15 protein-coding genes are annotated in these 21,389 nt (G+C 44.4%); 10 read left to right on the plus strand and 5 right to left on the minus strand.

Annotation, left to right across the window (positions count from 1 at the left end; all coding sequences use genetic code 11):
• Nucleotides 1-27: 27 nt before the first annotated feature.
• Complete coding sequence (locus GO493_RS14505; protein ID WP_157306922.1) at nt 28-2,001, minus strand: PI-PLC domain-containing protein; 1,974 nt, start codon at nt 1,999-2,001, stop codon at nt 28-30.
• Nucleotides 2,002-2,206: 205 nt separating this feature from the next.
• On the opposite strand from GO493_RS14505, the gene GO493_RS14510 reads away from it, so the two are divergent.
• Together GO493_RS14510 and GO493_RS14515 are read left to right on the plus strand one after the other, a co-directional pair.
• Nucleotides 2,207-3,637 (plus strand): hypothetical protein, encoded by a 1,431-nt coding sequence (locus GO493_RS14510; RefSeq protein ID WP_157306923.1) that lies wholly within the window; start codon nt 2,207-2,209, stop codon nt 3,635-3,637.
• An 82-nt stretch (nt 3,638-3,719) separates the two neighbouring features.
• Nucleotides 3,720-4,328: an HPP family protein gene (locus GO493_RS14515; protein WP_157306924.1), complete on the plus strand. Its 609-nt coding sequence runs from the start codon at nt 3,720-3,722 to the stop codon at nt 4,326-4,328.
• Between the two features lie 80 nt (nt 4,329-4,408).
• On the opposite strand, the gene GO493_RS14520 is transcribed toward GO493_RS14515, so the two are convergent.
• Both GO493_RS14520 and GO493_RS14525 read right to left on the minus strand, forming a co-directional pair.
• Nucleotides 4,409-6,217: a RagB/SusD family nutrient uptake outer membrane protein gene (locus GO493_RS14520; protein ID WP_157306925.1), complete on the minus strand. Its 1,809-nt coding sequence runs from the start codon at nt 6,215-6,217 to the stop codon at nt 4,409-4,411.
• Between the two features lie 19 nt (nt 6,218-6,236).
• Nucleotides 6,237-9,254, minus strand: coding sequence for a SusC/RagA family TonB-linked outer membrane protein (locus GO493_RS14525; RefSeq protein WP_157306926.1), 3,018 nt, complete (start codon nt 9,252-9,254; stop codon nt 6,237-6,239).
• Between the two features lie 366 nt (nt 9,255-9,620).
• Here GO493_RS14525 and GO493_RS14530 point away from each other — a divergent pair, with 366 nt between their 5' ends.
• The 4 genes from GO493_RS14530 to GO493_RS14545 all read left to right on the plus strand — a co-directional run bounded on the left by GO493_RS14530 (nt 9,621) and on the right by GO493_RS14545 (nt 13,743).
• Complete coding sequence (locus GO493_RS14530) at nt 9,621-10,742, plus strand: pectate lyase family protein (protein WP_157306927.1); 1,122 nt, start codon at nt 9,621-9,623, stop codon at nt 10,740-10,742.
• 175 nt (nt 10,743-10,917) lie between these two features.
• The gene (locus GO493_RS14535) at nt 10,918-11,871 is read left to right on the plus strand and encodes a hypothetical protein (protein ID WP_157306928.1); all 954 of its coding nucleotides are present in this window, start codon (nt 10,918-10,920) and stop codon (nt 11,869-11,871) included.
• Between the two features lie 101 nt (nt 11,872-11,972).
• Nucleotides 11,973-13,004, plus strand: coding sequence for a sensor histidine kinase (locus tag GO493_RS14540; RefSeq protein WP_157306929.1), 1,032 nt, complete (start codon nt 11,973-11,975; stop codon nt 13,002-13,004).
• A complete protein-coding gene (locus GO493_RS14545) occupies nt 12,985-13,743 on the plus strand; it encodes a LytR/AlgR family response regulator transcription factor (protein WP_157306930.1) in 759 nt (252 codons plus the stop codon). The genes GO493_RS14540 and GO493_RS14545 overlap by 20 nt, the downstream gene beginning before the upstream one ends.
• A 4-nt stretch (nt 13,744-13,747) precedes the next feature.
• Here the strand turns inward: GO493_RS14545 and GO493_RS14550 are convergent, their stop codons facing one another.
• The gene (locus GO493_RS14550; protein WP_157306931.1) at nt 13,748-14,185 is read right to left on the minus strand and encodes a hypothetical protein; all 438 of its coding nucleotides are present in this window, start codon (nt 14,183-14,185) and stop codon (nt 13,748-13,750) included.
• 285 nt (nt 14,186-14,470) lie between these two features.
• Here GO493_RS14550 and GO493_RS14555 point away from each other — a divergent pair, with 285 nt between their 5' ends.
• From GO493_RS14555 to GO493_RS14570, 4 genes are all read left to right on the plus strand, one after another.
• Nucleotides 14,471-15,565, plus strand: coding sequence for a DUF4856 domain-containing protein (locus GO493_RS14555; RefSeq protein ID WP_157306932.1), 1,095 nt, complete (start codon nt 14,471-14,473; stop codon nt 15,563-15,565).
• A gap of 107 nt (nt 15,566-15,672) precedes the next feature.
• Nucleotides 15,673-16,743, plus strand: a complete 1,071-nt coding sequence (locus GO493_RS14560) for an imelysin family protein (RefSeq protein ID WP_157306933.1) — start codon at nt 15,673-15,675, stop codon at nt 16,741-16,743.
• The gene (locus GO493_RS14565; RefSeq protein WP_157306934.1) at nt 16,733-18,070 is read left to right on the plus strand and encodes an HTTM domain-containing protein; all 1,338 of its coding nucleotides are present in this window, start codon (nt 16,733-16,735) and stop codon (nt 18,068-18,070) included. The genes GO493_RS14560 and GO493_RS14565 overlap by 11 nt, the downstream gene beginning before the upstream one ends.
• A 1-nt stretch (nt 18,071) precedes the next feature.
• Complete coding sequence (locus GO493_RS14570; RefSeq protein WP_198315714.1) at nt 18,072-20,465, plus strand: TonB-dependent receptor; 2,394 nt, start codon at nt 18,072-18,074, stop codon at nt 20,463-20,465.
• Between the two features lie 38 nt (nt 20,466-20,503).
• Here the strand turns inward: GO493_RS14570 and GO493_RS14575 are convergent, their stop codons facing one another.
• Nucleotides 20,504-21,328: a DUF1444 family protein gene (locus tag GO493_RS14575; protein ID WP_157306936.1), complete on the minus strand. Its 825-nt coding sequence runs from the start codon at nt 21,326-21,328 to the stop codon at nt 20,504-20,506.
• Between the last annotated feature and the right edge of the window lie 61 nt (nt 21,329-21,389).

Genomic DNA, 21,389 nt, shown 5'->3' on the forward strand with positions numbered 1-21,389 from the left:
AATGTGCTAAAAGTTGTATTTACCTCATCAATCGGGTTGTTTACTATACAAAGGCGTGCGATTAAGATCTATACAGAAATCGGTGATCCAGCTTCCTGCTACATCTACATACAGGATGTTGGGCTTATTCTCTCTATTGATAGTACCATCCCTGATCCACTCCACTACTTTTGGTGCAAGGTAGCGATTGCCGATAAGTGAGAGTGTAATAATGCTTTTATGATGTTTTATCACGTTGGTTAACAGCAACACTCCATCTACCAGGGGGTTCGTCTTTTCTGACTGGAACTCATTACATATCATGGCAGCCTCACTGCCCGCCTCGGTCAATTGCCAGTCCAGGCGGACCAGATCATTATCATGAATATTCCCTTTAAGTTCTTTGAAAAAAAGCTGCTGTGCTGTTAATAGTTTCTGAAGATCGTTAGTGGCAGCATATTCACGGCGATAATTGATAAAGGCCTTTGAACCGGTGGTCATTGTCCCTGAATCTACCAACAGATCAGGATAGGCATAATTTTCAAACAGTACTATCACTTTCCCCGCAACGTTTTTCAATTTTGTATCTGCCAGTCTCCCCTCCTGCCTGTAGTATATATATTCTTTTCCCAACAGATCTGTTATTAGTCTGGCCTGCTCTTTTACAGGAATATGTCTTTCACAAAAGTGGCTGAAATTGAGAATTACAAACTCTTTCTTATTTGTATTGAGGAAAGTCTTAGTGGCATTCAGTATTTCATTTATACTCTCTCCCCATCCGCCTCCAATAGCATCTTCCATACAATCTGAAGAGGAATGCTTTGTATAGAGCTGTCCGTTATATTTATCTATCCGCAGGTCAAACATCCTTATCCCGGCCTGCAGTTGTTTTTCTATTTTAAGCGATTGAGTAAGCGTATTACACTCATTTATTGATCCGCTCTCACTGCCTCCGGTGCCGCTTAACACAGACATGCCGGCGTCGTGCGCACCCGGGATGACAATGTCCCGGAGACTGTAATCTGCTTTTCCGGGATATAGCAGGTCTCCTATCCAGGAGGCAGGATCGTAGGCTGAAAAATAGCTGATATAGAGCTGATGGTCTTTTCCGGTGAAGCCCATTATGAAATTGTTCTGGTCAACATAACTGACAGAGACCGGGTTATCTGTTGAAAAATAAGCAGGCAGGTATGTCTGCTGACCGGCAAATGTTCCGCCGGTCTGTGTCAGGTAGGCTAATTGTCCTTTCCTGTCAATACAATTCCATATATAGAACAGACAGTCATTATGAAATACACTGTACAGGGCAGGCGCTATATCTGAAGCCGCATCCGGCAGGGATCGCGGTGTTGACCAGGTATTCAGTGAAGGATCAAAATCAGCATAATATACCTTCCTGTCTTTAATATCTACCCAGGAGCATCTGACCTGTGCCTGATCACTGACCGGTACCACAAAAGGATAATCCGGCGATTTTGCTCCTTTAACCGGTACAATGGCTGCGTTCTCCAATATACCATCTTTGCCGGGTTGGCTGATAGCAATAAAGATCCCGTCTTTATTATCAGTATGACTTGCCAGCATAACCTTCTTACCAACAAATGCTGCGTTGATCCCTTTCGTGAATGATACCGGTTCACTGGTAGATAAGGTATGAACAGGCGCCATTGCAAAGCCTGTATCTGAGGTATTAACAATATACTTTACGGTACCATCCTTTGTTATCCAGAAAAGATATATATGATTATCCGTTGTCCGGAAAACAGGCGCAATACCGGATACAGCATCCGGTATTGCCATGCTGGTCTGGACAAACGCTGTGTCTGCCCTTGTGCCGAGGTAACTTACGTTTATACTGCCATTATTCCCGATGCTCTTCCATGTTGCGAAATAGTGTTGTCTGAAGTTAGTAATATCTATCGCCTTATCTGATGCAGCTCCTTTCAGAAAAGTCATGGGTTGCGTGAATGTGAGGCTTTGCGGGTACAGGCAGGTGTAACGCAAAAGGATCAGTAGGATCAAAAGGTTCTTTTTAACCATAAAGCATAAATATGAAAGAACAATTATGTAAGGATACCGGTAGTATATGAGTTTGGGTAATGTAAATATATTACAATAGCGTAAACGTTGGTATCAGCGCGGGAAAATGCAAAGGTTATTTTTTACTATCTTTAATTAACAGGTTAATCCGGATAGTACCCCGAATCTCCAATTTAAATGTTCGCAAATGAAAAGAAAGTTACTGACCGTTTCTTTACTGATACTTTTCATCGTTAATAAGAGCAATGCACAGGATGCCCATTACTGGGAATCATCTTTCAGTCCCGGGGGATTCCTGCTTCCGGGAGCAGTGATAGCAAATGACCGGGACAGTGGGTTGTTCTACTATAACCCTGCCCTACTGGCCATTCATCCCAAGAACAGTGTTTCAATTTCAGCAAACATATACGAATTTGAGCGGGTAAGGATAAGGGACGGCATAGGCAGGAATAAGCCTTTGAAAAGCAGCCGGCCCCGTATTGTTCCTCAAATGGTGTCTGGTACTCTTATCTTCAATAAACTGGCTATTGGTTATGCGCTGATCCATAATCCAATTATCAGTTATACTACCGGGCAAAGGCAGGATAAACAAATGGATGTACTGGACAATTCATATAGCCCGGGGTTGGAATACTATGTAGGGCAATACTCTGCGAGTAATCATATTAACCAGACCATTGCGAGCATCAGTGCCGGCAGGAAGCTGAATGAACGGCTGGCGCTGGGTTTTACGATGGAGGTGCAGCAACGATCGCAGGACATCTTTGAAGATTACAGGTCCAGGGCCATTGTCAACACAGATACTACTGTTCTGGGGCCTGTTACCAGCAGCAGTTATTCTTATGAAGCATCTTATACACATATTGGTATGCGTATGAAAGCCGGTCTTTCATATGATGCGGGCAAACATCATTTTGGATTGCTGTTGTCTTCTCCGATGATCACATTGAAAGGGTTTTCTGTTATTCAGAGTGACCTGTATATATCAAACCTGCATATTCCCAATACCGGTCTCAATGAAAATCTACTGGCGAATGACCGGCAAACAGAACTTCCTGCCAGATACAAACTTCCATTCAGCATAGCGGCGGCTTACGCCATTGACTATAATAAGGGACAGATATACCTGGCTGCCGAATATTTCAGCAAGGTAAGCGGTTACAACATTATTACTCCGAGGACTGAATCTTTTATTAGGCCTGATACCGGCAATATAAACACAAATACGTCAGCTCTGCTGCGGCTACGGGATGAACATAAAAAAGTAACCAATTTTGCATTGGGTATAAGCTATTTCCTGAATCCCAACTTTACTGCTTTTGGATCATTCCGGACTGACTTCAGCTATGCAACACCCGAGCCTGCTGAGTTTAATGGCAACAGGCCATATAAGGTAACCTGGAATACATGGCATGCGCAGCTGGGTGGGAACTTCAGAAGACGCAAATTTAACCTTCGCAGTGGATTGATGTTCAGTTATGGCAGAACGTCCCGATATAAACAGCCGGTCAATTTCGACAATCCGAATGAGTATAATCTTCTTTTGGGGAATCCTGGTTATGTGAAAGGTGTCTTTTTTTCTACCGGGTTACTTTTCTCTTATGTACACAACTTATAGAGGGCCAAACTGAGGACTCCATTTTTGCTAAAATCCAAATAATATTAATTTTGCCCCTCAAATACGGAAACCACGAGAAGAAATGAGACAAAAATTGAGACGGCATGCGCGTACGGCCCGTTATATATTGTACAAAGAGACTTTGGTAGATTACCGTGAGCATCTATGGACCTTCCTCGGTTCTTTCACCGGTATTGGGCTGATAGGCCTGTTGCACAGCCAATACCTTGTTGCTACTGATAATCTTTTCCTGATCGGGTCTTTTGGAGCATCGTCCGTACTGATCTATGGTGTGATTAACAGTCCGCTGGCACAGCCCAGAAACCTGCTGGGCGGGCATCTGATCTCTGCTATTATCGGGGTGACTGTGCATAAGATAGTGCCGGATGAGATATGGCTGGCAGCGGCCTTAGCAGTTTCCCTGTCTATTGTGTGTATGCAGATCACAAAAACGTTACATCCGCCGGGAGGGGCTACTGCTTTAATAGCGAATATAGGGTCGGAAAGGATATTGTCAATGGGGTACTGGTATGTGTTAAGTCCTGTGCTGACAGGGTGTATTATCCTGTTGATAGTGGCTATATTTTTTAATAACAGGACTTCTTACAGGAGTTATCCTAAGAATAAGAAGTGGTATCTTTTAAAGAGGGGGAGAAGGGCGAAGAAAAGGCATTCGCTTTTAAATGCGTAGAGGGATTGTTCAAAAAGAAAGCGTTTGCCTGCGGCAAACGCTTTCTTTTTGAGGGAAGGGGGTGGGGATTTAATCCCCCTTTAATAATTTGGGTTCTGATAATATGAGCCGCCATCCTGTAACGTATTTAAGAATCCTGTTGGGATAGGTCTCAATTCATTCCTGTTGTCTGTAAAGAACTGACCTACGTCCGGGTTTGTTTCCATCAGGTAGGTTTTGTTTAGTTTTTTAGCCCGTTTCAGGTCATAGAACCTAACATATTCACCACATAGTTCCCTGGCCCGTTCATCCAGTACTGTCTGTACAGTGGGGGTTGTGGTTAGCTGTGCTGCCCCTGCCCTGCTTCTTATCCTGTTAAGATACCGTAGCGCGTTTCCGCCACCATTTGCGTAAATATCTGCTTCTGCAGCTATCAGGTATACTTCAGCCATACGCATCATGAATGTGGCGTTTAAATTGCCATAGCGGTTATTGGATGCGTTGTTGGTGTAATAGTTACTGCTGTTATGTTTTACCAGCGAGGGATAGAAACTGAAGAACGGGTTGGTGGTTAATGTTCCGCCGCCATCAAGGGGTCTGTTTACCCGGTTGTACTGCATTTTGACAGACCTGGCAGCGGCGTCATAGACATCTGCATAATCTACTACCAGGTATGGTTTCTTCAGCTTATCGGTCACTTTTGAGGCATAGTCCGGATCATTGGGATGAATGAAGTCGATAGCCAGGTTGCCGGCGGCCAGACTGGTGGTATTGGTGACAGATGCATCCCGGTCAAAGATCTTCAGGCCTGCATCTGTCCAGGTATAGGATGTTTTGTTGACTGTCCAGGAGGTCTGGAAGGATTTATGATAGCGGGGGTCCAGTGTTCCGTTTTCCTGCACGTAGAGGTTCAGCAGGTAGGAAGTGGGCATGAATTGTCCGCCGGAACGGCGGCCCCAGGTGGTATAATCCGAGCCCAGCTGCTGCATTGCTCCGAAATCGGTCACAACGCAGTAGAACAGTTCATTATTCATATTCATGTACCAGGCGTTATTACTCACGCCACCTACTACAAAACGGTGTGCCCATAAGGCTTCCCTGTTGGCGGCGTTATTAGCTTCCAGGAACACTTCATCGAAAGTAGGATACAGGTAGGTATTGTAGAGGCTACCACCGCCTTCACAATCGTCTATCAGCAGCTTTGCTGTTTCGAGGGCTTTTCCGGCCAGGGATTTCGTTTCGTCGTATTCCACTGTCTGCAGGTAAGCTCTTGCCAGGAAGCCTAAAGCTGATTTCCGGGAAGGTTTGGTAATACCATTATTCACGGGCAGCCATTTTACGGCAAACTCCAGGTCAGGAATAATGACGTTTTTATAGATATCTAACGGCGTTGCTCTTTCAGGATGCAGGTTTACATCTACTACAACATCTGTTGTAACTGTTACTCCACCGAACTGTTCTACCAGGTTATAGTAATACATAGCTCTGAGGAAATAGGCTTCCGCCACCATGGCGTTCCTTTCTTCCTCTGTTTTAAAGGGTGCTATATTGGCATATCTGATAGCAGTGTTACAGGAGCCTATCCCGTCATAGCAGACATTCCATACCGTTCCTCCCATAGTCAGGTTCATGGCAGCTCCTGCTCCATATTTGAAGAACTGGGAAAAAGATACACCGTTCTTCTGGTATGTCCAGATATCTGTTCCTGCTTCGCAGAACATCATCCATTGATTGTAACCGTATAGTTGCCTTTCCATACCGAAATAGCAGTTGTTCACCAGGTTCCTGTATCCTTCTACAGAAGATGCGGCGACTGATTCAATTGTAAATCCTGATGGGTTGTTTTCCTCAAGCGAGCAGGAAGAGATACCTGCAACAGCCAGCAGCAATAATAGTAAACGAGAGATCATATCATTAGAGTTTTGAGGATTAAAAAGTGATGTTCATACCAAATACATAGGTGGTAAACAGGGGGAAAGTGTCTGAGCCTCCTGTTTCCGGGTCTGAGCCTTTTAAAGCTTTGTTCCTGGTATAGATCAGCGGGTTATAGGCAGTGGCATAAATGCGGCCTTTGGCCATGTGAGTGAAGCGTGTCAGACGTTGAGGCAGCGTATATCCTGCTGTGATGGTCTTTATCTTTATAAAAGAGCCATCCACGTATTTCAGTGATTCTATACCTGTGGTACCGTTGATGCCCGGGCGGGGGAAATGGGCGGACTGGTTTTCCGGTGTCCAGTAGTCGATTCCGGCAGGCTGGCCATCGTCTGTAGTGGTGTACCATCCCAGCAGGCCGCTGTTGATCATTTGTCCCCAGCGTATCATAGTGAATATGTTAAGATCAAAATTCCTGTAGGTGAAGTTGTTATTAATGCCTAGCAGCCATTTGGGTACTGATGAGCCTAATATCATCCTGTCTTCAGCGGAATAGGGATGTACGCCTTTATCTCCTACTCCGCTGGCGTCAAACTTCTCTTTGGTAGCAACTTTCAGGAAACCCGGCTTAGCGCCGTACAGAGCGGCTGTGGCTTCTTCAGCGGTGGACCAGATGCCCTGGTATTTGTAATCGTAATGCGTGCTGATGGGCTGGCCTTTGAATAGTTTTTCAGCGATGATATCTCCATCCGGCAGGCTGACTATCTTCTCTTTGTTTTTTGTAAAAGAAAAACTGCTGCTCCATTCAAATGCCGGTGTTACGATGTTGCGTGTTCTGAGTGTGACTTCCAGGCCTTTGTTATTGGTTTGTCCGATATTCTGCCAGGTGGCCAGTGGCGATCCCCATGCCGTCAGACCGGCAGTAACCGGTAGGGTGCGTTTGAACAGTAGTCCTTTGGTATCTGTATTATACAGGTCTAATGCGAGATCTATGCGTCCTTTCATTAGTGACAGGTCTACGCCGATATTCAGGTTGTAGCTTCTTTCCCAGCTGATATTGGGATTAGAATAAGTGCCATAGTTCTGTACGTTGGGTACCAGTTTACCATCCAGGGAAATGACCTGGTAGGTGTACGCCTGCGTTTGTGAGGAATAGGCAGACATGCCGCCTGAGTTGCCGGTAACGCCGTAACCGGCACGGAGTTTCAATTCATTCAGCCAGCCGGCTGCATCTGTCATGAAAGGTTCGTCAGAGATGCGCCAGGCTGCTGCAGCTGCCGGGAAAGCGCTCCACTTATGTCCTTTGGCCAGGTGGGAAACGCCATCCCACCTGTTGGTGAATGACAGCAGGTACTTTCCTTTAAAGCTGTAGTTAACCCTGCCGGCAAAAGACATTCTCTGCCGTTGTTCGTAGGAAGAAGCGTTGCCGGTCTTGTCGGTGCCATTCCCTATGTTATAGAACTGGTAATAGTCCAGCTTCTGGCCCTGACCCAGGGCATTGTTATAATCGGCGCTGTTCTTTGCCCATGAGGTGATGCCGGTAACGGTAAAGTTGTGGTCTTTCGCTATTGTTTTGTTGCAGGTAAGGATATTCTCCCATATATATCCATAGCTGAAGCCGTTATAGATGGCAGCAAGCGGAGATGCGTACCCTGATACCACATTGGAAACAGCCTGTTTTCCCCAGTATTTGCCATTCCTGTAATTATTCAGTGTAGTACCTATAACGGAGCGGAAGGAAAGGTCTTTCAACGGTTTCAGTTCAACATAGGCGTTCAGGTTAGCAAATGTGGTACGTGTATTATCAGCAAACTGGTTGGGCAGCTGGTCTCCCAATGGAGTGGTCTCACCTGTAACGTATTCGACATTGATATTTCCGTTGGCGTCATAGGCATCTCCCAGAGGAAGGGCTGACAATGACTTTGTGAAGATATTCTTTGCCCTTGCGTTCTGGATAGTATAATTCACGTTGATGTTGGTCCCCATTTTCAGCCATGTGGTGGCATCATGGTCCAGGTTCATCCTTACTCCATAGCGTTTCAGGTTTTCGTTACTCAGCAAGCCATCTTCCTGTGTGTAGGTGAAAGATGTGTAGATCTTTGTTTTAGCGCTGCCATCGGAAAGGGACAGGTTATACTTCTGTTGTGTGGCGGTATTGTTGGTGATCAGCCCTACCCAGTCTATCCATTTGTTCTGGTTGTAAGCATCCAGTACTGACTCGGTGGTAAAGATCTGGGACATGTCCTGCGGGTATTCTCCATTCACTGTGCGATAGAGTTCCCGCCGGTATTTTACGTACTCGTTCCCGGTCATACTGTGAAAGAAATGCGGACTACCGCTGAGGCCGTAAAAGGCATCAAAGCTGATGTTTGATTTGTTGGTCTTTCCTTTTTTAGTGGTGATGATCACTACTCCGTTTGATCCTGCAGAGCCGTAGATGGCGGTGGAAGAAGCATCTTTCAGGATGTCTATCGTAGCGATGTCTGAAGGATTGATCTGTGAATAACTGCTTTGAATACCATCGACGATAAACAGGGGAGAGTTATCTCCATAAATGGACCTGGTACCGCGCAGCAGTACATCTACGTTGGAGCCAACAGCACCGGAGGGCCGCATAATATCCATGCCTGCCACCTTGCCCTGTAGTGCTTCCATTACATTGTTTACAGGCGTAGCGGTGATATCAGCCTCCCTGATGGAAACAACGGCGCCTGTGAGGTCTCTTTTCTTGACGGTACCATAGGCGATGACGACGCTTTCTCCCAGGTCTTTCACTGAAGAGTTCAATGTAATGTCCAGGTGAGGATTTTCGCGTCTCACTTTAACTTCCATTACATCGAAGCCGATGCTTGAGATAACCAGTACAGCATTTTCCTGTACGCCGGAGAGAGTGAAGCTTCCTTCATTATTTGTAGATGTTCCTGCAGGCGTGCCTTTTACACGAACAGAAACACCTGGCAGTGGAGAGCCTTCCCTGCCTGTAATTTTGCCGGTGACATTAACCGGGGGATTTTGTCCTGAGACATAGGTACCTATGACCAGGAAGGCCATAAGCAGCGTCAGAAGTTTTTTCATAAACGTAGTTTTTAGTGGGTATAACCGGGTTTTCTAAGTGAACTTATAGGTCGGCATAAATGTAATAATGACAATTAACATTTAATAATACGGTAACATTCTATTTCTATACCGGCGGTATACAAACATTAAAACTTCAATGTGAGGTTGTTGTGATTTACAGGTCTGTTTGCAGAAAGAAAGAAGAGCTAACTAATGAGTGTGATTTCATTGCTTTCCGGCATGCACTAGATAAATTAAACTTTTTTCATATTAATTCCTTTTGTAAATTTGCGGCATTGAAAAACCATTAAACGCAAATCAAGCCGAGCACCTGCTTTTATTTAAACCAGTGAACATTAATTAAATTAAACCATCCGATTACCCATGAAGACCTACTCTTTATATGCCGCAGCAGTGGCTGTTGCAATGGCATGTACATTTTCAAGCTGCACAAAAAAAAGTGATTCCTCAGTTTCTGAGACTATAGACACCAGCTCTGCTGCGATGACTACAGACAGCACAACAAACGCCACTACCTGTTCAGTACAGGGATGGGCGTCTGAGAACGGCGGAGTGACTGGCGGCGGGTCCGCAACTGCTACAGTGGTTACCACCTATGATGCTTTAAAAGCTGCTATCGCTGATAAGACTGTTAAAGTGATACAGGTGGATGGCGCTATTACAATTCCTTCCGGTGGCAGGATCTCTTTCCAGGACCAGTCAGGGAAAACCCTTTATGGTTCTGCCGGTGCGAAGCTGGTATCGACAGATCAGACGAAGGATAAGTCCGGCATCATCTATGTAAAGAGATGCAGCAACATTATTATCCGCAATCTTATTTTTGATGGTCCCGGTGCATATGATACTGATGGATGGGACAATGCTACATTGGATGCCTGCACTAATGTGTGGGTAGATCATTGTGAATTCAGAGACGGTCTTGACGGGAACTTTGATATCAAGAATACTTCCGATTACATTACTGTTTCTTACTGCAAGTTCAATTATCTGAAAGCGCCTAAAGCGGGCGGACCTGGTGGTTCTGATGATCACAGGTTCTCTGACCTGATAGGTTCCAGTGATGGCGCTACTACTGACAGGGGGCATTTCCGCATCACTTTTGTAAGATGCTGGTGGGCTGAGGGTTGTGTTGCCCGTATGCCTCGTGTAAGATTTGGCCAGGTACATGTTCTGAACAGCTATTACAGCAGCACAGTAAGCAAGAGCTGTATACAGGCTGGTTTTGAAGCTAACCTGTTAATTGAATCGAATGTTTTTGAGAAAGTGAAAAATCCGATTGACCTGATGGATAAGAATTCTACTGCTGTAGAAGTTAAGAACAATGAATTCATCAGCGTATCAGGTAATACTGAAGGTAATGGCACAGCTGCATTTACGCCTCCTTACAGTATTTCAAAAATTGATACTTCTGCTGTAAAATCGACTGTGACGGCAGCAACCGGTGCTGGCGCTACATTAACAGGTAATACCTGCTCTTCTTATTAGTTATGGAAAATATAAAAGAAGGTAGGAAACTGATTTGAATTATAATGGTTTGGGGCTGTATCATTTCTGATACAGCCTTTTTATTTATGGTTGTTGCTGAAAGCACTAAAGAGAGATTTCCTGAGAAATGCTGAAAAGAGTAATTTCGGGCATATTATGTCAATAAATATGTTCAATGAAACAATCATTCCTATTCCTGCTCTTTAATTGTTCCCTGGTATTTCATTGCTTTGCGCAAGCCAATAAAGGAGATCTTGAAAAGAAGGAGCTGAACAGCGCTATATTACTACAAGACCGTTCTCTGACCCTCCCCTCTCCTTTTGACGGACAAAAAGCCCTGCTGAAATTATTTCCCGGCAAATACTATGATCTCTCCGACAAGAATTACGAGGATAAGGTGATCAACTGGGAATGCAGCACCTGTGAGGTTAAAACATATGCAGATGCAAATGAAGATGGAGATGTTTCATTTCCTTATAAAGCAGGGGTAGCTACCAGGCTGCTGAATGTAATGAGTTACAGTGATTCTTCAGGAACGCAATATAAGATGCTTGCTATTAATCATTCCGAGTATGATCCTGAAGGCGCAAGGGTAGGACGCTTTACCGGCGGGTTATTGGGGCTTGCCAAGTTTGTGCTGACAGACAGTGTATGGACATTAAAATTCTTTCAACCTGCGGTAGCTGCTTATGGTGCGTTTTCAAGTTGTCCGAAACCGGTCCTCCTGCTTATAGGACAGGGCCAGTATGCCTTTATGATCAGGACTGTAAATGGAGGGGCCGGAGGGCCGTATGATAGCTGGTTCTACCTGGTAGCCGGAAGCGGGGGCGCCTACCGGCAGGTTATGGCAGCGGCGAATGTAGAACGGACAGGGGTAGATGCAGCAACGGGGATGTCATCATGGTCGGCTACGTATAAGGTATCTACAGGTGGAAAGAAGTTTTTCCGGGATATCATTGTTACTATTAAGGGGAATTATAATACAACAGAGATGGAAGAGCTGCCGGAAGAAATCCGTCCGCTTATTAAAAACAAAAAGAAGGGTAATTTTACTGTTACCAGGCTTTACACATATAAAGGCTCGCAGGGATATGTTCTGCAGGCGCCGGCTGCGGCAACGATAGAATAATGAGAAGATATTCTGAAAAGGAAAATGTACAGTTTAACCCCTATCCTGTACACTTCACCTGCCGGTCCTTACTTAATGTGGTATAACCGTTAAATTTGCGGATGCAGCGTTCATATTACCTGAAATGGTGTTTTATTATGATCGGTACCACAGCTGTTGGCGCCGCCATTGTACGTGTAGGAGATACGAAGCAATTATACTCCTATCGCTTCCTGATACATATTCTACTGATCTCCATAAACATTTTCCCTGCCTGGCTGATACAGGCTTATTTTAAACAGGTTGATCTGCCTCCGTTTGCCAGGAATGCAAGAATTGCTATAAGTATCACTGCCGGTATACTGGTAGCATTGCTTCTGAATTACACCTGTGCAATGTCTATACCCAGCAGCCTTCGTATGGGCCCGGGGGAGGCCCCTGAACTTACATTTATTGATCTCATTAAACGCTTGCTCACCTCGGCATTCCTGACCACTCTCTGTTTCATCATATTTAATATCATTTACACGAATGATACCCTGCAGAAAAAACAGCTGGAAAATGAACATTTTAAACAGGTACAGCTCCGGGCTCAATTGCTTTCCTTACAGCAGCAGTTGAGTCCACATTTCCTGTTCAACTCTCTCAGTACTCTGAAAACAATTGCTACTGACCCGGATACAAAGAGGTTTATTGTGCAGTTGTCTCATGTGTACCGTTATCTGCTGAATGTTAAAGAGAAGGATGTAACTACGCTTGAAGAAGAGCTTTCATTTGTCCGGTCGTATCTTTACATACTCCAGGAGCGTTTTGAAAATGCCCTGGTGGTCACCATTCATGTGCCGGAGGACCATTATAATTATGTGATCCCTCCCCTTACTCTTCAGCTGTTGATCGAGAATGCAATAAAACATAATAGTTTTTCTATAGAATCTCCCTTACAGATAAAGATCGGTATACCATGTAACGGGATACTAAGAGTAGAGAACTCATTGTCTCTCCGGAAAACGCCTGAAGAGAGTACCAACCTGGGGCTGGCCAATATTAAAGAGCGTTTCCAGCTACTTTTGAGGAAAGAACCGGAGATCATTATAACAACGGACTCGTTTGTTGTCAATTTACCACTGATAAGCTATGAAAGTTATTATCATTGAAGATGAGCCAAAGACGGCAAAAGAGCTGAAGAAAATGTTGTCTGGCATTGACCAGGACATTGCTATCGCTAATATTCTACCTTCTGTTAATACAGCTATTAAATGGTTCCGGGAAAACCCGGCCCCGGACCTGGTCTTTTCAGATATACAGTTGGGGGACGGGCTTTGTTTTGATATTTTCAGGGAAGTACAGGTCAATGTTCCTGTTATCTTTTGTACTGCTTATGATGAATATGCTGTACAGGCATTTGAATCCAACAGCATAGATTACCTGTTAAAGCCTATAGAAGAAAATATGCTGGAGCGCAGCCTTAGAAAATTCCAGCGTATCAGGGAGCATTACTCTTCAGCCGCGTACACCAACAGTTTCAACAAGGTGCTGACACAGATTGAAAATAACTATAAACAGTCTATACTGGTACATTACAGGGAGAAGATAATTCCTGTAAAAACGACAGACATATATTTTATTCATGTTGGGGAGGGCTCGGTAATACTACGCACATTTGACAAGCAGGAATATGTTATTCATTATACTATAGATCAACTGGAAGGCATGCTGCATAAACAGCAATTTTTCCGGGCCAACAGGCAGTTTATTATTAACCGGGATATTATCCGCGGTGTGGAACATTACTTCAACAGGAGGTTGCTGATAGATACGATCTGTCCTACACCGGAAAAGATCATTATCAGCCGTTTAAAGAGCCAGGATTTTTTACGCTGGCTGGAATCCTGACAGGCTACTCCTGCTTCAGCAAAGAGTATTTAAGGACTATATCGCCGGAAGGGGCAGCATGGACCACATACCATTTCTTCTTCCCTTTCAGTATAAGTTCGTAAATAACACCATTCGTGTCTGTAATTTCAATAACACCATCAATGTGTTTGTCAGGGTGCTTTTTCTTTACTTCCAGCAATACTTTCACAGGCAATTCGCCTTCCTGGCAGTACCTTAATGAGTAAACAAGTGTGCCGGCCTTATCATACCATACCCTGTAACGGGTTTCATTCCGTGTAAAAGATACAATATAGTATTCTCCGTTTTCAGTCCACCTGGCGTATTTCGCATCAGGAAATGTATTGCTGAATACCTGGACCAGTGTTTCACCCGGTGCAGCTTTTGCTGAAGACAATGAGAATATGGCAATAATTAAATAGCTAAAAAGTATCCGTTTCATTGTTTGTAGTTTTATACTGTAAAAGTAGGATGGGGTCAAATCCTGGAATTGTATAAAACGGAACAGGTATATCAGCTGGTGTCAAAAAAATAATATATTATAAATATTTCCCTTTCCATATGGGAAGGGAGCCTTCATTTTTCCTAAATCACCGAATTTCCGCTTTTGATCGCTAAATTTCCCGATTTGAGCGATGGTTTTTAAAATTTCTCCCTTCCTTTGCATCCGTATCGAGAGGATTTTATCCTATTAAACTATTACAAATATCTAAATTAAACAGTAACAGTGAAAAATTTACTCCCTGCAAAGGCTGTGGCGTTAGCCATGTGCGCTGCTGCATTTCTGTCTTCCTGCTCTAACGACGATAACACCGAAATTCCGCAGTATACTGTACCTGCAACATATTCATTTGATAATGTGGATTATAGCACCTCTACTGCCCGTGTCAGCATGATGGTAAAGCTGGATGCTTACATGAAGAAGGCCCAGACTGTAAAACTGAGCCAGGATTCAGTTAACAACATGTTCAATAATACCAATAATCCATTCAGTGATACCAAACTGGATGGTTCAGGCTTAAGCCTGGCAGAAAAAACCTCTGATGCTACAACGTATAAAAGTTATGTGGACAGCGTAGTGTCAAACAGCCAGGTGAATGATGTGCAGGCATCTGAGGGTATTCCGGGCTTCGTTCCCCGTGGAAGCGGCAAGATCATTGTAGGCGCCAAAGGTGTTGAATATGGTCAGGCAGCCCTGAAAGGGATGATGGGTGGTCTGTTCTTTAAAGAAGCGATGACCATTTTAGGCAAGATCTCACAGGATGATAATAACACTGTTGTTACGGGACAGGGTACGGCTATGCAGCATCACTGGGATGAGGCATTCGGCTACCTGGCTATCCCTACAGATTACGATTCCTCCAAAACATATACTTCCGCTGATGCCAACAGGCCATTGCTCTGGGGCGGTTACCTGGCAGAAAGAGGTAAAGCCATCCAGGCGGGTGGTATTCTTTTCGAAGCATTCCGTAAAGGACGTGCTGCCATTGGGGCAAAAGACTACACTGTACGCGACGAAGCTATCAAAACCATTCAGAGCACCTGGGAAAGGTTGGCAGCAGCAGCGGCACTGGCTTATGTGACTGCACCGCAGAGCTCTTCCAGCATCGGCAACCTGGGGGCCCAGTTCCATGCTTTGTCTGAGTGTCATGGTTTTATTTCTTCACTTAAATACAGGGCTTCCAGCAGTAAGTTGTCTGCCACGGACTACCAGAAACTGGTAACGATCATCAACACCAGTTTCTATACACTGGTGAACGAAGCAGGATTCAAGAGCCTTAACGAAGCAAAGGATATTCTTACAAAGACTTATAGTCTCTAAGGACCATTAACAGATAGATATCACAACAACCTTTTATGCAGCATGCTCCTGGTAAACCTACCGGGAGCGTGCTGTTAAACGTATATAAACCAGATAATTTTTACAGGATGAGAAAGAATACATTATTCGTAATGTTGGCCACAGGAGCGATCTCTATCATTTTCTATGCCTGCAGTAAAGGTGGAGGATCATCCGATCCGCAGCCTGAAACCGGGTTTGATAAAACAGCTATGCTGACCAACTATGCTGATAACCTGGTGATACCTGGTTATACCACTTTGCAAACACAGTTGCAGACACTTGACGCTGCCGTTACCACATTCCTGACAACGCCCACAGATGCCAATCAGCAACAGGCGCAGTCGGCTTTTAAAAATGCTTATCTGCAATTTGAGCGGGTTTCTGTACACCAGTATGGCCCTGCTGAAACTTATCTCTTAGGTAACTTTGTCAATACCTTCCCTGCCGATACGGTGAAGATAAATACCAACATACAATCCGGCACCTACAATTTTGCAAGCACCGGTACTGTTGCCCAGCAAGGGTTACCGGCACTGGATTACCTGCTGTTTGGCCCTGGTGCTGTGCAGCAACTGAGCAGCGCAGGCAGAAAGAAATATGTGCAGGATGTGCTGGCACAGGTAAAGAGCCTCGTTGATAAGACACTGGCCGACTGGAAAAGTACCTATCGCTCTCAATTTATTGGTAATACCCGTTCAGATGTGGGCAGTCCTATAGGATACCTGGTTAACCAGTTTGCCTATGAGATGGACCAGCTAAAAGGCCCGCGCATAGGCTGGCCGTTTGGCAAACAATCCGGCGGTATTGTGTTTGCTGATAAATGTGAGGCTTATTATTCCGGTTTTTCAGCAGCACTGGCGGTGGAGAACCTGACCAATCTTCGCAACACTTATACAGGTGGCGACAATAAAGGAATAGATGATTACCTGATATCCCTGAAGAAAGATCAGCTGAATACAGATGTGCTGAAACAGTTTGATGTAACACTTACCAAATTAAAAGCTATTCCTGATCCTATGTCTGCAGCCTTTACCGGCAATGCAGACCTGGTAGATGCAGCCTATAAGGAAGTACAGCTTTTGCTCACCCTGTTAAAAACGGATGTGGCTTCTGCCACCGGAGTAAGGATCACTTACCAGGACAGCGATGGGGATTAATATACAACGACCGGTACATATAGCGCCGCTGGTCACCTACAGGATCACGTTTGGCGCCATGATGCTGTTGAGTATTATCCGTTTCTGGTTAAACGGATGGATCACGTCATTGTATGTAACGCCGGTTTTCTATTTTCCCCTTCAGGGTATGGACTGGATACGTCCGTTGGGCGCTACCGGTATGCATATCCTTTTTGCCGTAATGGCAATAGCCGCCCTGCTGATCATGCTGGGGCTTTTCTACAGGGTAGCGGTGGTTATCTTCTTCTTTACATTTACATATGTGGAGCTGATAGATATCACCAACTACCTCAATCACTATTATTTTATCAGCATTATCAGCTTTCTGCTGATATGGGTGCCTGCCAATGCCTGCTATTCCCTGGATGTACGGCTACGGCTGACTGCTGAAAAGACAATGGCGCCTGCCTGGACAATAGGGATCTTCCGTTTGCAGATGGTGATGGTGTACTTTTTTGCCGGGCTTGCAAAGCTGGGTCACGACTGGCTTTTTGAGGCCATGCCTATGAAAATATGGCTGCCCGCAAAAAGCCATTTGCCGGTAATTGGTACGCTGATGTACAAAGAATGGGTAGCTTATTTCTTCAGCTGGTTTGGCGCCTGTTATGATCTTTTCATTGCATTCTTCCTGTTGTTCCGGAAAACAAGACCAGTAGCATATCTTTTTGTACTGGCTTTCCACCTGGCGACGGCTGTATTCTTCCCGGGAATAGGCATGTTTCCTTATGTGATGATAGCTGGCAGCCTGATATTTTTCAGCAGCGACTTTCATCTGCGCCTGCTCAGCTATCTGCCGTTTTTTAAAAAGAAGCAGACAGGTAAGGCCTATACCTATTTACCTTATGCAAACAAGCTGATACTTGCCCTGCTTTGTATCCATTTTATCTTCCAGCTGCTGCTACCCTTCAGGTACCTGTTATACCCGGATAAATTGTTCTGGACAGAGGAAGGGTTCCGGTTTTCCTGGCGGGTAATGCTGATGGAGAAATCAGGCAATACATTTTTCTATGTAAAGGAGCCTGCCACCGGTAAAACATTTGAAGTCAACAACCGGGAGTTCCTCACTCCGTTACAGGATAAGATGATGAGCACTCAACCGGACATGATATTACAATACGCGCATTACCTGGCAAAAGTTTTTGCAATAAGGGGCGTACAGCAACCCGAAGTTTATGTGGAAAGTTATGTGGCGCTGAATGGCAGAAGATCGGCACTGTATATAGATCCGGCTGTGAATCTTGCTGCACAGCCGTACAGCTGGCGTCATTATCAATGGATTTTACCTTATAAAGAGAAACATGAGTAATATGAGAAGATGGGTATGCCTGGCAGGCATGCTGCTTTTTACTGTAGCCGTTTATGCACAGCAGCTATCGCTGAGTGGCAGAATTGAGATGAATGGGACCATAGTGGATGGGGCTATTGTGAAACTGACGCCAGGGGGTTTAAGTACTACCACTGACGAAAAAGGGAATTTCAGTTTTCCTGGAGTAGCTCCGGGAAATTATGAGCTTACTATACAAAGGGTGGGTGCAGAAGAATATAAGCAGAAGGTAACAGTGAGATCAGAGAACGTAATATTAACGCTCCGTCTTACACCTGCAAAAAGCACTCAGCTGGATGATATAGTAGTATACTCTGCCAATGAGCATGGGGCAGGTAAATTGAGGCAGGTAGAAGGAACAGCTATCTATGCAGGGAAGAAGACAGAAGTGGTCAATATTGCCAATATAAATGCCAACCTGGCTACTAATAATCCCCGCCAGGTATACGGCCGTATTGTAGGGTTGAATATCTGGGAATATGATGGCGGCGGCGTTCAGCTGGGTATTGGGGGCCGTGGGTTAAATCCCAGCCGTGTATCTAACTTCAACACCCGTCAGAATGGTTATGATATCAGCGCGGATGCATTAGGATACCCTGAAAGTTATTATACCCCTCCTACTGAAGCCATTGAACGCATAGAGGTAGTGCGTGGCGCAGCCAGCCTGCAATATGGCACGCAATTCGGCGGATTAGTAAACTTCCAGCTGAAGAAAGGTCCTGCTGATAAGCCTTTTGAGTTTATCAGCCGGCAGACCGGCGGTTCTTTTGGTTTCTTTAATTCGTTCAACAGCATAGGAGGCACTACACACAAGCTTAACTACTACTCCTATTTCCAGTATAAAAGAGCAGACAGCTGGAGGGCTAACAGCCATTTCAACCAGCAAACCGCCTATATACACGTGGATTATCCTATAACCGATAAATTAAAGATAACGGGGGAATATACCTTCATGCATTACCTTGCCCAGCAGCCAGGGGGATTGACTGACAGTGACTTTGATAAAGACCCTTCCATGTCTGTCAGAAGCAGGAACTGGTTCAAAGTAGACTGGAATCTCTATAATATCACATTTGATTACCAGATCAACAGCAGCACAAAGTTGAACTGGCGGAGTTATGCTTTGCGGGCAGGAAGGGAAGCATTAGGCATTCTCAGTTATATTAACCGTCCTGATCCGGGTGGACCCAGAGATCTCCTGGCAGACACTTACCGGAACTATGGCTCTGAGTTGAGACTGTTACATCAGTACCGGTTGTTTAATGGACAAACCAGTTCTTTACTTACCGGAGTAAGGGTATATAAAGGCCTTACCTATCGCGACCAGGGAGATGCCGATGCCGGTTCAGGGGCTGTTTTTAATTTTGATCCTAAAGAACCCAACCTGTCATCCTATAAGTTCCCAGGCACCAATATTGCTGCTTTTGCAGAGAATATATTCCAGATAACGGATAAATGGAGCATCACTCCCGGCGTACGTTTTGAACATATCTCCACCAAAGCGGATGGCTACTATTACAAGATCATGCGTTTTGTACCGAATGTGAAAATGCCGGAGCAAAAAGAGAATAACCGTTCTTTTGTGCTCTTTGGTATTGGTACCTCCTACCAGTTTAAAAGCGGGATAGAGTTGTATGCGAACATCTCACAGAATTACCGCTCTATTAACTTTAATGACCTGCGCGTTCAGAATGATAATGCAAAAGTAGATTCATTGCTGAAAGATGAAACGGGCTTTACAGCTGATGGTGGTGTCAGAGGCAAACTGAATGACTGGCTTTACTTCGACGCAAGTATTTTCTTACTCAGGTATAATGACCGTATAGGTTCTATCTTCACGAAAGACCAGGATAATATGGTGTATCGCCTTCGTACCAATGTGGCTGACAGCCGTAATATTGGCTTTGAAAGCCTGATCGAAGCAGATCTGCTGAAGCTACTTTCTGCAGGAGTATCACGTCACCGTTTGTCAGTTTATACCAACTTTGCATTGATCGATTCACGTTATATCAATACACAGGAAACTGCGATAAAGGATAAGCTGGTGGAATATGTGCCTCCTGTACTGTTCAGGACAGGCTTATCGTTCGGTAATAAGAAGTATAATATTACTTACCAATATTCTTATGTAGCTAGGCAGTATTCTGATGCTACCAATGCAGAATTCACCCCCACAGCGGTAGATGGTGTTGTGCCGGCTTACCAGGTAATGGATATGAGTTTCAGTTATCAGTGGAGATGGCTGGGTATTTTTGCGAGTATCAATAACCTTGCTAATGCTAAATATTTTACGAGGAGAGCGGATGGCTATCCCGGGCCGGGGATCATACCATCGGACAGAAGAGGATATTATCTGACACTGCAGGTGAAGATATAGTTAAAGGCCGGAGCTTTCACTCCGGCCTTTATATTTTGTTAGCTGTACTTTTCGAATTTTGCTCCTGTCCATCTGTATAAATATTCTGAAAGACGATAATTCCCTGTATTGTATGATTCTGCAGCTATTTCCCGGATCTTACTCATCCCCTCTTCATCTTCACTTCCAGTGATTAAAAGGAGATCTCTATTCGGAATTGCGACAATTAACTCTCCATCAATAGGAAAATTTCCGGAAGTCCAAAGAGTGGTCATTAGAATTAAACTGGCTTCGTAGGTGCCTCCTGCCGTTAACATATAGAGGCCATTTTCTCCATGAGTCTGGATCTCAGATAATATTCTGCCAAGGTTCTCTACTGCAATGGTATTTAAAATATCTATTGAAACAGAGAGACTTTTTAAATCGTCTTCTCCTAAATATCTGACACTATGTTCTGAATCTTCAGCGTAGACAATTACCAATTCGTCATTATATTTCCGGCTCAATAAAAAAGACTTGCCACCGTTATCTTTGATTAGTTCTTTTACGAAATCGTTCGTTCTAACTAATGGCACTACATTATTGAGATCTATTTCTTCTGATTCCTGGTATAAGCTGGCCGCGGCTTCAACGAACCTGTTTATGATATCATCAATTGAATCCGGCTCAGCTTTATAAGCTACGAAAGCATTATCAATATATTGTTTGTATTCCATGTCATCTTTTTTTGAGATAATGACAAGGTCAGGGTTAAGGGTAAAATTTACTGTTGGATATTCTTCTCTTAACGCCTTCAGATATACCTCTGCAAATTCCCTTTCTGTCAGGATTGAGGGGTGACCGGGTTTAAAAAGCTTTGCCAGGAATGCTGAAAATGATGGCATATTGACTAATTTGATCTGTAATATAATATATTTATTTTACCTCTATATTAAATCGTGTAGT

The organism is Chitinophaga tropicalis (assembly GCF_009758205.1).
GTDB lineage: Bacteria > Bacteroidota > Bacteroidia > Chitinophagales > Chitinophagaceae > Chitinophaga > Chitinophaga tropicalis.